This window comes from Bacteroides caccae (genome assembly GCF_002222615.2).
In the GTDB taxonomy this organism is placed as follows: Bacteria; Bacteroidota; Bacteroidia; order Bacteroidales; family Bacteroidaceae; genus Bacteroides; species Bacteroides caccae.
The window spans coordinates 1678445-1692624 of the sequence record NZ_CP022412.2 but is presented as its reverse complement, the minus strand read 5'-3'; the positions used below and the strand labels follow the sequence as shown (position 1 = coordinate 1692624).

The 14180-nt window shown below is 41.6% G+C and carries 9 protein-coding genes; 6 read left to right on the top strand and 3 right to left on the bottom strand.

From position 1 onward, the window contains the following. The first annotated feature begins 138 nt into the window (after positions 1–138). The 3 genes from CGC64_RS06745 (at position 139) to CGC64_RS06735 (ending at position 6010) form a co-directional block, all read left to right on the top strand. Entirely contained in the window at positions 139–573 is a 435-nt protein-coding gene (locus CGC64_RS06745) for a DUF6078 family protein (protein ID WP_005677148.1), read from the top strand. 305 nt (positions 574–878) lie between these two features. Further along, entirely contained in the window at positions 879–4265 is a 3387-nt protein-coding gene (locus tag CGC64_RS06740) for a SusC/RagA family TonB-linked outer membrane protein (protein WP_005677147.1), read from the top strand. A 20-nt stretch (positions 4266–4285) separates the two neighbouring features. Continuing rightward, complete coding sequence (locus tag CGC64_RS06735; protein WP_005677146.1) at positions 4286–6010, top strand: SusD/RagB family nutrient-binding outer membrane lipoprotein; 1725 nt, start codon at positions 4286–4288, stop codon at positions 6008–6010. A 139-nt stretch (positions 6011–6149) separates the two neighbouring features. On the opposite strand, the gene CGC64_RS06730 is transcribed toward CGC64_RS06735, so the two are convergent. Further along, positions 6150–7568 carry an ATP-dependent DNA helicase gene (locus tag CGC64_RS06730; protein ID WP_005677145.1) on the bottom strand — a complete coding sequence of 473 codons (1419 nt, stop codon included), beginning with the start codon at positions 7566–7568 and terminating at the stop codon, positions 6150–6152. 95 nt (positions 7569–7663) lie between these two features. Between CGC64_RS06730 and CGC64_RS06725 the strand changes: the two genes are divergently transcribed. The 3 genes from CGC64_RS06725 to CGC64_RS06715 are packed head-to-tail and all read left to right on the top strand — an operon-like array spanning position 7664 to position 9644. Further along, on the top strand, positions 7664–8350 hold the full coding sequence (locus CGC64_RS06725) for a hypothetical protein (RefSeq protein ID WP_005677143.1): 687 nt from the start codon (positions 7664–7666) through the stop codon (positions 8348–8350). Next, positions 8350–9120, top strand: a complete 771-nt coding sequence (locus CGC64_RS06720) for a DUF3822 family protein (RefSeq protein ID WP_005677141.1) — start codon at positions 8350–8352, stop codon at positions 9118–9120. The genes CGC64_RS06725 and CGC64_RS06720 overlap by 1 nt, the downstream gene beginning before the upstream one ends. After that, on the top strand, positions 9111–9644 hold the full coding sequence (locus CGC64_RS06715) for an RsmD family RNA methyltransferase (RefSeq protein WP_005677139.1): 534 nt from the start codon (positions 9111–9113) through the stop codon (positions 9642–9644). The genes CGC64_RS06720 and CGC64_RS06715 overlap by 10 nt, the downstream gene beginning before the upstream one ends. Before the next feature lie 21 nt (positions 9645–9665). On the opposite strand, the gene cls is transcribed toward CGC64_RS06715, so the two are convergent. Together cls and CGC64_RS06705 are read right to left on the bottom strand one after the other, a co-directional pair. Further along, the gene (cls, locus tag CGC64_RS06710; RefSeq protein WP_005677138.1) at positions 9666–11105 is read right to left on the bottom strand and encodes a cardiolipin synthase; all 1440 of its coding nucleotides are present in this window, start codon (positions 11103–11105) and stop codon (positions 9666–9668) included. A 127-nt stretch (positions 11106–11232) separates the two neighbouring features. Next, positions 11233–14151, bottom strand: coding sequence for a TonB-dependent receptor (locus CGC64_RS06705; RefSeq protein ID WP_005677137.1), 2919 nt, complete (start codon positions 14149–14151; stop codon positions 11233–11235). Positions 14152–14180 lie beyond the last annotated feature (29 nt).

The window sequence follows — 14180 nt, the reverse complement described above, 5'->3', positions numbered from 1 at the left end:
TGTCCTTCAGTTCACTTCTGAAAGCGGCTATTCATTGAGATTTCGACTAAAAGTGGTAGTCTGAAAGTAAACTTCTTTGCTTTCAGGCTATTTTTCAATAAGTTTTCACTACTTTTGCTCAACAAACATCTACAAATCATGGAAGAAAAAATTGACTTTGCAAAAGTCCCTTATCAATATTCGATGTGCCTTAACCGACAATGCCCCCAAGCAGGTACCTGCCTAAGACAACTTACAGAACAAAGCGTACCGGAAAACATAGAGCACTGGATTATCATCAGTCCCAAATATCTGTCTACCGTGAAAGGCGGCTGTCCCCATTACCGTTCCAGTACAAAAGTACGATACGCCCAAGGATTCATCGGAATCTTAGAGAATCTACCTTATAAACAAATGCAAACCGTTATCCTGCACCTAATGAATTATTTAGGACGCAGAACCTACTATCGTGCCCGTAAAGGCGAACGTTTACTCTCTCCTTCCGAACAACAGCATATACTGAATATCCTCAGAAACTGCGGAGTTACCACCACACAAGAATTTGATGCATACGTTGAAGACTATGACTGGTAATCCGGTCTCCCAATTGACATAACTGCAACACAGCATTGGCACAACTGTGCCACGGGCTTGTCACAACAATGACACCGTGGTGGCACAACTGTGCCAAGCCCATGTCACAACTCTTAAATGAGAAGCACTGCAATGATAGTACAAAGGGATTTACACACGAAATCATAATACTCTTAATTATATAAAGAAAAAAAGATAAATTAGACTAAGTGTTTATTGCGTTAGCATTGTTTTATTTATAAAAGAAGAAAATAAGACTTCTTTTATTAGTTCAATAATTTTTATACAACCATTAAATTAAATGTATGGAAAGCAATCATTCTATTCAAAAGTCGAACTTACTTCGAGCTTTATTGGTTTTAATTTTCATGGCAATCCCATTACAATGGGCTACCGCACAGTTGACATTATCAACTACACGCACAAACTTAGGAACTGTTATTAAACAGATACAGTCCCAGTCTAAGTATCAATTCTTTTATAACGACAAGTTATCTGCCACCCAAGTAGAGGCAGTGAATGTAAAAGACGCTTCTTTAGAACAAGTCCTCAACTCTCTTCTGAGCGGAACAAGCATTTCGTACAAGGTAGAAGACAATATTGTATACCTGTCAGAAAAAAATGCACAGCAAACCAACCAACAACAAGTTGGCCAGGAACACACGATTACCGGACAAGTCATCGATACTAAAGGAGAAATGCTGATTGGTGTCAGTATCCTGCAAAAAGGAACAAGTAATGGTACCATTACAGATATGGATGGCAATTATACCCTCAAGGTCAGCGGTGAACAACCTGTATTGGTATTTTCCTATATAGGATATAAGACATTAGAGATTCCGGGCAACAAACCGACTCTCAATGTCACGATGTCGGACGATACTCAAGTTATCGATGAAGTCGTCGTTACCGCATTAGGTATCAAACGCGAAAAGAAAATGCTGGGATATGCAGTTCAGGAAATAAAAAGCGACCAGCTGAACAAGACCGGAGATCCTTCTGTGACAAGCGCTTTGCAAGGAAAAGTGGCAGGTCTTCAGATGAATACGGCAGGTACAGGTTTGGGAGGTTCCACCAAGATTACGATTCGTGGTAATTCCTCCTTATCAGACAATAACCAACCTTTATGGATTATCGATGGTGTGCCTTTCAGCGACAACAACAGTTCTGACGCTTCTTACTATGGCGGTGTAGACCGTGGCGGTGCCTCTGTCGACATTAATCCCGATGACATCGAAACCATTTCTGTACTGAAAGGTCCGAATGCTGCCGCTCTCTACGGTTCACGTGCCGGTAATGGTGTCATCCTGATAACAACCAAAAAAGGTTCAAAAAAAGAAGGATTCGGTGTTCGTTATAGCGGGAACTTCACATGGAGCACAGTAGCTGAAACACTGAAAATGCAGGAACGCTACGGTCAAGGAACAGACGGTGTTTACAATAAGGCTGCGAGCAGTAGTTGGGGTAGCGAATTGGATGGACACATGGTAGAAGCCTGGAACGGAGAACAACGTGCTTATTCTAAGTATGGAAACAAACTGGAAGATTATTTCAACACCGGTTTTGCCCACAACCATAATGTGTCTATCAGTAATGTAACCGACAAGTCTCATTTCCGTGCATCTTTCGGCAGTTCTAACAATAAAGGTTTATTCCCGAACGAGAAATTGGATAAGATAAATATTGACCTGAACGCCGGTGCAGAAATGAACCAATATCTCTCTATGGAAGGAAAAGTCTCCTTATCACGAACCAAGGCAGAAGATCGTCCCTATTTCGGAAGTTATGGAGTTATTGCACAGTTAATCGGTATTCCGCACAACGTGTCTTTGGATGATTTAAAGAATTATTCAACAGAAAACTCCGCACACGTGAATTGGGCAGGCCCGAACCCCGGATTGGAAAATCCATATTACGTACAAGACCAGCGCCATAATTCTGACGAACGTTGGAGAGCTTTCGGATACTACAACGCAAAAATCAACTTTACCGACTGGTTACACTTTAGCGCCAAATATGCATTCGACTATTACCGTACACGTGTTCAAAGCACCGACTTATCGAACGGTATCGGTAAAACTATCGAAAACATTACCGATGACCGTATGAGCCGCAGTGAGGAAAACTTCTTTGAGTCAAATGCAGAATTTATCCTTGCCGGAGACAACCGTATCGGAGAAAATTTCCGTATCGGCTACACAGTAGGTGCCAACTTCATGTATCAGAAATTTGAGACCTTGTCGGCTGAAACAAAAGACATGGTGAACAAGAACCAATGGATATTCAATGCCGCAAATATTCTGAACAGTGCTGCTGAAGCTGGACACGAACGCGCTACCAACTCTGTATTTGCATCTGCACAACTTGCATGGAAAGAGTATTTGTCAATGGACTTGACTGCACGTAACGACTGGTCGTCCACATTACCCTCCAGCAACCGTTCATTCTTCTATCCATCTGCAAACTTAAGTTTCATCATAACAGATTTTCTTCGTTCATTAGACAAGACATTACCTTCATGGCTCACATTTGCCAAAGTTCGCCTATCTGCCGCACAAGTAAGTAAAGATACAGAACCATACAACCTGTATAATACATTGAGCTATGCATTCAGCAACGGAGTGCTCAATATCACAAAATCTGATATTAAAAAGAATGACCAGTTGAAGCCGGAGATTTCCTCCTCGTATGAAGCCGGTTTGGATATGAAATTCCTCAATAATCGTCTGGGATTCGACTTCACTTATTACAACAGCCGTACCAAGAACCAGATCATGAAAGTCCCTGCACCGGCTCCTTGGAGTGGTGGTAAAATGATTAACTCCGGTTTAATTGTCAACCAAGGATTCGAATTCATGCTATATTCTACTCCTGTACAAACGAAAGATTTCACGTTCGATTTGAATATCAACTTATCCAGGAATGTATCTAAAGTAAAAGAACTGGCAGATGGCGTTGATTATCTCTTCTTCAATGGAGATGCAAATTTCCCAATCAATGTCGGTACACGCGTAGGACACCGCTTGGGTGAAATTTATGCCAAAAACCTGTACAAGCGTGATGAAAACGGTAATATGATAGTTAATAAACAAGGCCGTCCGACCAAGGTCTCTGGTGAAGACGCTTTCCAATACACATTGGATCATCCGATCGGTAATATTGAACCGGACTTATTAATGTCCGTTTCTCCATCATTCACCTACAAAGGATTTACTCTTTCTGCATTGTTCGATATGAAATTTGGTGGTGACATTGTTTCTGTATCCGAGGCAATGGCAACCAGCACAGGATTGGCAGCACGCACCGCTAATCGTGGTAATGCAGAGAATGGCTGGAAAATCGTTGCTCCGGGTGTGACCGCCGACGGTACTGTAAACTCAACAGCTATGAACGCTCAAAGATATTACACATCAATGAGTGGTATGGCCGAAGAATTCGTATACGATGCTTCATTCATCAAATTGAAAGAATTGTCATTAGGTTATTCTTTCCCGAAATCCATACTGAAGAAGACTCCTTTAACTTCACTGAACGTAGCATTCGTTGCCCGTAACTTGGCTTACCTGATGAAACATACACCGGGAACAAGTCCCGAAGGAGGTTATGACACAAGTATGTTCTCTCAAGCTATCGATTATATGTCTGTTCCTTACACACGTACATTCGGTCTTTCTATTAATCTTGGTTTCTAATCTAAACATAAAAAGAAGTTATGAAATTCTATTATAAAACACTTGCATTCGCATCTCTACTTGCTCTAGCAGCATGCTCAGATTTTGATGAAATGAACACCAACCCGTACGAACCTCCTTATTCACCGGGTACTTCTAATACCGATGTAAGTCCTGAAGGCATTGATATTGATTATGAACTGCCTGAAGCTGATATAAAAGCATTAAAAGAAGCAGAAACTTCAATTGGTAGTTTGTTCCGTAATCTAACGAATGAGGGACCTTACAATGATTATCAGGTAACCACCAACTTAACTCATGACATTTATGCCGGCTATATGGCAAATACATCTGCCGGTTTCCATGAAAAAGCCTGCACATACGTATATACTGACGACTGGTCCAGAAACAGATGGGATCATTTCTATAATGACCGTACTGCAAACGAATATGCACAAATTATCAAAGTCTGTCATTTCGTCAATAAAGACAAATACTGGAACGAGTTCTACGTAACCCGTATTTATTATGCATTCCTCATTTCTATGCAGACAGATACATACGGTGATATTCCATTGTCGTACTACATAAAAGGAATGTTACCCCCGACACAGTATATTTCATATACCAGCCAAAAGGATGTGTACGATGCTATGTTCAAACTGCTGGATGAAGCTATCACCAACATCAAACCCGACAAAGGTTTGAACTGGGGAGAAGGAAAAGGAAGTAATGACCGTTGCTATGGAGGCGACATCAACAAATGGTTACGCTTTGCCAATACTTTACGTTTGCGTCTGGCGCTTCGTATTTCAAATGTCGATCCGGATCGTGCCCAAGAAGAAGGGAAAAAAGCAATCGAGAGCACTTATGGTTTGATGCAAAGCAATGCAGACAACATGAGAACTGTACCGAAAGTTGCCCCTATCGACAAAGGTGGTGAAGGAGGCGGCGGATCTGAAAATATCCATGCGCTGATATTCGGTTGGGGAGCGCAAATGGTTATGTCGAAAGATTTGGAAAAGGCCTATAAAAATGAATCTGAAGTATTAGATCCCCGATGCGAAATACTGTGGTGGCGCCCAAGTCCATTTTCAGATCTTAAGGAAGCCAAAGAAAGCAATAAGGACTTTGCCGGATGTCCGATTGGTAATATGGATGTACAAGGAGAGGATGCGACAAAAAGTTACTCTCCTGTAAGATGTAATAAACTGATAAGTTCGGATCATAATAATTTAGATGATAACTATTGGTTTAGCGAAGCTCGCGAACTGGTTTGGATGAGCTATGCGGAGAGTCGGTTCATGTTGGCAGAAGCTGCTCTCAGAAATTGGACGACAGGCTCAGTTGAGCAATATTATATTGACGGAATTAGAGCGTCCATGGATTACTATAATATTGATGAGGCTAAAAAACAAGCCTATATTGACGGATTGAAGAACAAACAAGATGTATCCGGAAGTGACAAGGAGAAAGCCTTGAAAGAGATCATCACCCAAAAATGGATTTCGATCTTCCCGAACGGCAATGAAGGTTGGGCAGAATTCCGCCGTACAGATTATCCTGAATTGCTGAATATCGAAGAAAACAACTCGGACGGTGACGTGCCTGAAGGTAAGTTCATCAAACGGATCAAATACCCTCAAAGTGAATCCTTTAACCCCAACCGGCCGATGGGCGACAACCAGGGAACGAAAATCTGGTGGGATGTGGCAGATACAAATAATGACAATGGTCAACGTGTACAGCCAAACAACTTCCGATAATCAGTCACTAACAAAGTGCTAAAACTCTTTGTGCCAAAGCCTGAAAAAATCTAATGACAGGAACTTGTCTTCTTAGATAGAATCAGAAAAACAGTAGATTGGGAACTTCTCCTTTAATCTACTGTTTTTTTCAACTAAATCACTCCACTTGTTCTTTCGGATAATTCACCAAATACAACGTCTTCGTCGCACGAGTAAACGCCGTATACAACCAACGAAAGTAATCGGGAGTCAAGTATTCATCCGTCATATATCCCTGATCCAGGAACACATTCTGCCACTGGCCACCTTGTGCCTTATGACAAGTGACCGCATACGCATACTTCACTTGTAACGCATTATAATGTGGGTCAGCTTTCATCTTCTTCATCCGGTCACGTTTATTGGGAATATCGATATAATCTTCCAGCACTGTGTAAAATAACCGGTCATTATCCGCTTTCGGTAATGCAGGCGAATCTGAATGTAGAGTATCCAACAACAAATTAGCATCCAATTCAAAATCATTCTGATCGGGAAATCTGAGAGTGACTTCCGCAAAACGGAAGCCGTACATTTCACGGGTACGACGGACACGGCGAACAATTGCAATCTCTCCGTTGGCTATGAAATCCATTTCTTTATATTTCTCCGTCCAATAATAATTATTCTTGGCTACCATTAACATATCTCCGGAATTCAATTCATCTTCCCGCCAAAGTATCTGCGCACGTATTCCATTATTATATAAGTTCGCGCGTTTATTAGAGCGACAAATCACAATCGTTTCATCCATTCCGTCATGGTCATAACAATCGGTCAGCTTTTCTATCAATTCTACTCCCGGAACGACTTGTATATCCGGAAAGCCGGTCACTTTTATCTTTGGTAACGAATAGCATTCATCTGCTGCTATCAATTGCCGCAATTGAGTCGCATTCCACAAGATGCCGGATTGTTGCACCTGACGAACTACTTGAGTCAAATCGACCTCACGAACTTCAAGTCCATATCCTTTCAATGCATCGGCAAACAACGCGGGACTTAACTCCTCTCCCACCGGCGGAAGCTGTGCCGTATCTCCCATTAACAAAAGACGGCAACCTTGTCTCGAATACACGAACTGCACCAAGTCATCCAACAAACGTCCCGTACCGAATACACTGCCCGACAACCCTTCATTAGAAATCATCGAAGCCTCATCAACAATAAACAAAGTATTTGTAGCAAGATTATCATTAATCGAAAAATTACTGATTTCATTAGAAAAAGACTGTTGTCTATATATTTTCTTATGGATAGTAAAGGCAGAATGTCCCGCATAGGCCGAAAAAACTTTTGCCGCACGTCCCGTTGGAGCCAGTAAAACAGACTTTTGCTGCAACTGGTTCATCGTTTTCACCAATGCCCCTACTAGAGATGTTTTACCAGTACCGGCATAGCCTCTGAGGATGAAAACTTCATCCGCCAAGGTAGACAGAAGAAACTCTGAAAGAGATTTTACAGCAATTTCCTGCTCTAAAGTTGGTTCATAAGGAAAATTTTCCTTAATTTGCCTTTCTAAATAGTTATTTATCATTTTTGTACGAGAAAAAAGTTCCTGGAACTATCGTATTTAAATTAATTTATTCTATTTTTGCGATGCGAATATAACAACTAAAAACATAATTTATCATGAAAACAGTATTTAATATTGTATTAGTACTCTGTGCTGCTGCACTGATTTACATCTGCTACAACAGCATCATGGGTCCTATCAATTTTGAAAACGCAAAAAAAGACAGAGAAAAAGCAGTCATTGCCCGTCTAATTGACATCCGTAAAGCACAGCAGGAATACCGTATGCTTCACCACGGAATGTATGCTCCTAAATTGGACACATTGATTGACTTCGTTAAGAATCAGAAGTTGCCGTTCGTTATGAAAATCGGACAATTGACAGACAAGCAGTTGGAAGACGGATTAACTGAAAAGAAAGCAATGTCGATCATCGAAAAAGCTAAGAAGACCGGCAGATATGACGAAGTTAAGAAATGGGGACTTGAAAACTTCAAACGTGACACTATGTGGGTAGCTGTATTGGATACTATCTATCCGAAAGGATTCAATCCGGATTCTATGAAATTTATCCCTCATGGAAATGGCGCTCAATTCGAAATGAATGTTAGAAACGATACCGCTAAATCCGGTGCTCCTGTATACTTGTTCGAAGTAAAAGCTCCATACGATACTTATTTGAGCGGACTCGACAAACAGGAAATTATCAACCTGAAAGACTTAGATTCCAAATTAGGTAAATACAGTGGTTTGATGGTAGGTTCTATCGACACTCCAAACAATGGTGCTGGTAACTGGGAATAATGATTGATTTTACTAAATCAAAACAATATACTTTATCCATCCGTCTTAGTACGGATGGATTTTCTTTTTCTATCTATAACCCGATTCACGACGACTCTTTCTCAGTGATAGAAAAGGAGATTGATACGTCTTTATCTCTTACAGCCAATCTCAAGGCTGTGTTTCACGAATCGGACTTCTTAGGTCATTCTTACAAACGGGTAAACATCATGCTGGCTAGCAAGCGTTTTACGATAGTGCCATTGGATTTGTTTGAAGAAGAGCAGGCCGACCTTTTATTCTATCACAACCATCAGAAGCGGGAAAATGAAACGGTCATTTACAATATTCTGAAAAAGAATAATGTAGTTATTGTCTTCGGTATAGACAGAAGCGCATACTCTTTTCTAACCGAACAATACCCCGAAGCTCGTTTTTATTCTCAATCGACTCCGCTCATTGAATATTTCTCCGTAAAAAGCAGACTGGGCAATAGCAAGAAAATGTATGTTTCCGTACGTGAGGAAGGCATCGACATCTATTGTTTCGAACGGGGACATCTCCTGCTTGCTAATTCTTTCGAGTGCTTCCATACAGAAGATCGTATTTACTATTTGCTGTATGCGTGGAAACAATTAGAATTCAACCAGGAACGGGATGAGCTTCATCTCACCGGAACCCTTCCCGACAAAGAAATTCTGATGAACGAACTTAGAAAATTCATTTTACAGGTATTCATCATGAATCCTGCAACTAATATTGACATGCAAGCCTTATTAACATGCGAGTAATCAGCGGTATTTATAAACGAAGAAGATTTGATGTGCCCCGAACCTTTAAAGCACGTCCTACGACAGATTTTGCCAAAGAGAATCTGTTTAATGTACTCAACAATTATATTGATTTCGAGGAAGGAGTCACTGCACTCGATTTGTTTGCCGGAACAGGCAGTATCAGTATCGAACTGGTATCCAGAGGCTGCGACCGCGTTATCAGTGTTGAGAAGGAGCCGGCTCACTATTCATTCATCTGCAAGATTATGAAGGAAGTGCAGACTGACAAATGTCTGCCGATACGGGGAGATGTATTCAAGTTTATCAATAACAGTCGCGAACAGTTTGACTTTATCTTTGCAGATCCTCCTTACGCCCTAAAAGAACTGGAAACCATACCGGAGTTAATCTTCAAGAATAACCTTCTCAAAGAAGACGGATTATTTGTACTGGAACATGGAAAAGATAATAATTTTGAAGAGAACCCTCACTTCATTGAAAGAAGAGTTTACGGAAGTGTTAACTTCTCTCTCTTCAGATAAGATTTCACCACAGAATAACATTTAAAGTAGCGGAGCCAACAGACGAACAACAGACTCCGCTGCCTTCTGCCTCCATGAACGCCTTACCCAGTTTTTCAAGAATATCTGCGTGCTTTCGCGCTGATCCTGAAGGAATATTTCTTTCATCTCAAGCGCTGTCTCCACATCATACATGAAAGCATTCACCTCAAAATTATGCTCAAAGCTGCGGAAGTCCACGTTAGTGGAACCAACCGTAGAAAGCATATCATCCGAAACCATTAATTTAGAATGCAGGAATCCCTTTTTATAAAAGAAAACCTTAACGCCCGCCTGCATCACATCCCGCAGATAGGAACGCGACCCAAGATGTGTAATCCAGTTATCAGCACGTTCCGGCAACATAAGACGCACATCCACTCCTGATAAAGCTGCAGTTTGCATAGCTGCCAATATTTGTTCCGTCGGCAAGAAATAAGGGGTCTGCATATAGAAGTACTTTTTCGCACCAGTAATTGCCACGGTCAATCCCTGCATAATCTCCTTCCATGGACCGATAGGTTCACTTGTGACTATCTGCACAAGAGAAGTTCCGCAAGAATCTATTTTCGGGAAGTAACGGGAAGCTGTAATCAACGTACGGTCCACAAAATACCAGTCGAGCAGGAAAGCCGTCTGTAGACCATGCACCGCTTTGCCTTCGAGCATAATATGCGTATCACGCCATATTCCCCAAGAAAAGCCACGCATATAGCGTTCGGCAAGATTCATTCCGCCAACAAAGCCCACACGCCCGTCAATCACTACAATTTTTCTATGATTCCTATAATTTACCCGGCTGGTAAACAAAGGGAAACGCACTTTCAGGAAGCTTCTCACCTCAATGCCTGCATTACGCATTTCCTCGAAAAAACGATTGGGTACGTGCCAGCACCCCACATCGTCATAGATTACCCTAACTTCAACTCCCTGCGAGGCCTTTTCTATCAATACATCCCTCACCAGACGACCAATGGCGTCATCCTCAAAGATATAATATTCCATGTGGATATGCTGTTTCGCCTTCTGAAGTTCGCGCAATAATGCCTGTAACTTGGTGTAGCCTTCCGTATAGACAGACACCCTGTTCCCTTCGAAAGGAAAAGCCTGATTGGTATGACGAAAAAGCTGGATGAGACGGGAGTATTCATAGGGAATATCGGAACAGTCCTGCGCCAAGTATTCCGCCATAGGTTTCTTCAACAAGCGGTCGTAGCTCTTTTGTCCGATTATACGCTCCCGACGCTGACTCCGGCCGAAGAAAAAGTAAAAGACAAGCCCCACAATAGGCAGGAAAAGCAAGATGAGTATCCAAGCCATAGTCTTGACAGGATTCCGATTGTCAAGAATGATAATGACAATCGTACTGATAATGGCTCCGAAATAGAGTATATCAAAAGCCACAGTTGCTATCTGACTCACTATATAGTTCCAATCAATCATAGAAATCTCCTTCTTTATAGAGCTACGGAACAACAAATATAAAGTAAATTATCGGATAAACAAAAAAGTCCCGGTGACAACTCATCATCGCAGCACCGGGACTTCACTATTCTATATTTGCTATGGCTTAGAAACGCATAGGCCGCATTCCGCCACCGCGAGGACCATGACCACCACCGTCAAAACCTCCGTGACGCATATTTCCGCGAGCTTCTTTATTTCCGAAGATATTCAGGCGATAGATAAAATGAAGCATACAATAGCTATTTACACCATTATATTCAGAAACAGAACGCATATCGGCAGTCAATGAACGGCTGATATTAGTCTGTTGCTTCAATATATCATAAATCTCAAAACTGATTGTTGCCGCATTACCTTTAAGGAAACTCTGAGCAATTTGTGCATTCCAGATAAGTTCATTTCTGTTCATACTGGCATCCCGATAGCCGCGACGGGCATTGTTCGTGATATTGGTAGACAATGACATATTCCAAGGCATATTGATATTCGTACTGGCACCATAACCAAAAGTGTACGGTTCCTGGTTATTCTCCGGACGCAACTTATTCTTCTCAAAGTTATAATTTATAGAACCGTTCACCGTAAACTCAAACCAGTCATTCCGAAAAGTACCTCTCACATCTTCCCCTAAATTCAATGTAGTACTTGTATTCTTATCGTTTACAGTTGTCTGTTGATTATACAGATAAGCAACCGCATTCGTATATCCGACACGAGAGAAAGTACTGACAGTAAATCGTTTATCCTTCAAAGCCGTATTAAATCCGAACATTCCCGACGCATTCCAGTTACCATTGATATTTTCCGGTTTCACAGTAACTCCACCGGTAGCCTGATTATAAGTAGTACCATTGGTAATGCTATTCTGGGTAGCATTGAAGAAAGCATGTGCCACTATCCCCTGCTGCCTGTCCGCGTTATAAGTATTATAGAACAAACGCATATTATGAGAGAAAGAAGGTTTCAATCCCGGGTTACCCATACGGATATTCAGCGGGTTTGAGTCATCGGTGATATCCAACAAATTCTCCATACTTGGCTGGCTCGCACGTCCGCGATAAGTAAAGCGCAATTGGCTCACCTTCGAGAAACGATAACGGAAATCAATATTCGGGGCAAAATTGAAGACCGACCGCTTCACAATAGTATCAAGCTCCGATTTCTTATAAGTCAACGTAGTATTCTGCGGTTGCAGAGAGACTCCTACATTAAATCTATATTTTTCTCTGATAAGATTCAACCCTGCATTTATATCATGATTATAATAATTATACTTGGCATATTTACTCAAATCCTGATCCCTGTTATTCTCATATCCCAGAGGAAGTTCGTCACCAAAATGCCAGTCCCAAACCTGACCTTTGTCAGCATCCGGTATCAGATCATAGGTGCTTCTGTCGCTTTCACTATATTTATATTGGAATTTATAACGGAACTGCAAAAAAGTAGCTTTCGCTATCGGTTCGTTATAAGTCAATTCTGCCGTGTAATCATAGTTCTTAGTAGGAGATGTGGTATACCGCCTGTTATCATCATCCGGCTTCCCGGCCACTGCGTCAAAATAGCGCGTCAATGCCTCACTAAACGACTCACTGTCATTATCACCATAACTGAATGTACCACGGAATGTAATGTTACGTCCCAGACTGTTCAACCTCCTGTTCAACTGCAAAGAAGCATTAGCCGAAAGACTCTTACTCTCTGACATAGATTCACTGTTACTCGCATTTACCCGGATATCCTTCAAAGGGTCATCCTCACTATCCCATACCACCTTATTCAAAAAAGCATTCGGATTAGACACAAGGTTAAAAGGATCCTCATTAAACGTTCCCGATTCTGAAATCGAATACCCATCAGATTTTCCATAAGAAAAATTAGGACGGAAAATAATGTTAGTCAACGTATCCGGTTTCCATTCCAGACGAAAATCGGCATTAAAGTTAGTATTCTTATTACGACCTTTACTGTTCGAATTAGAATAGGAGTTGCCATTCTGCAAGAAACGTTCCGAATAATTAGTAGATATAGCGTCTCTGTCACTAAAATTATAACGGGCACTACCGCCTAGTTCCAGTTTATCCGTCTGGGTGGCAAAGTTTGCACCGAGCATTTTAGTGGCGGTCAAACCGTTGCTATTCCGGAATCGGGGTCGGCCTCCTCCGCCCGAGAATCCCTGGTCATTCACGTTATTGGCTGATCCTATCAATGAGAACTGACTGTTTTCAACAAAACGGTTCAGCATTACATTACTTGAATAACGGCTTTCAGTCCCGCCTGCCACATTCGCGTTACCGAACCATCCCTGGTTCATTCCTTTCTTCACCTTCAAGTCAAGAACCGTCTCCTCCTCTCCGTCATCAATTCCGGTAACACGGGCCAAGTCGGACTTTTTATCGTATGTTTTCAACTTGTCAATCATATTGACCGGCAAATTCTTCAAACCGGTTTTCACATCACCGCCAAAGAACTCCTTACCGTCCACCATAATCTTCTTGACTTCTTTACCATTGATTTTGACGTTACCGTCATCATCAATCTCCGCTCCCGGAAGTTTCTTTACCAACTCCTCCAGCATGGCACCTTCAGGAGTACGATAAGCCGTTGAATTATACTCCAGCGTATCTTCCTTCACCGTCACCTCCGGAGCAGTCCCCGTAATCACTGCCTCACTCAACATCACAGCATCAGGTTCCAGAGCAATATTCCCCATTTTTTTCTCAGGAACATTGTTTGACAATTGTACAGGAACAAACTTTGTGCGGAAACCGATATAAGAAATCTTCAACAGATATTTCCCGGCTTTCACTTTCGGAAGCGTAAACCAACCCTTATTACTACTGGCTATACCAGCAGCATAAGCGCTATCGGGTAACGACAATAATTGAACGGTGGCCTGTGCTGCCGGCTCCTTAGAATCAGATTCCACAACACGTCCCGAAACAGAAATCACTTTATTCTGTGCGAAAATAGAGAGGGTGCATAACAACATCAGCACCAACCCGACTGATAATCTTTTCATTTACCTAAATTACGATTATATTAGTAGCA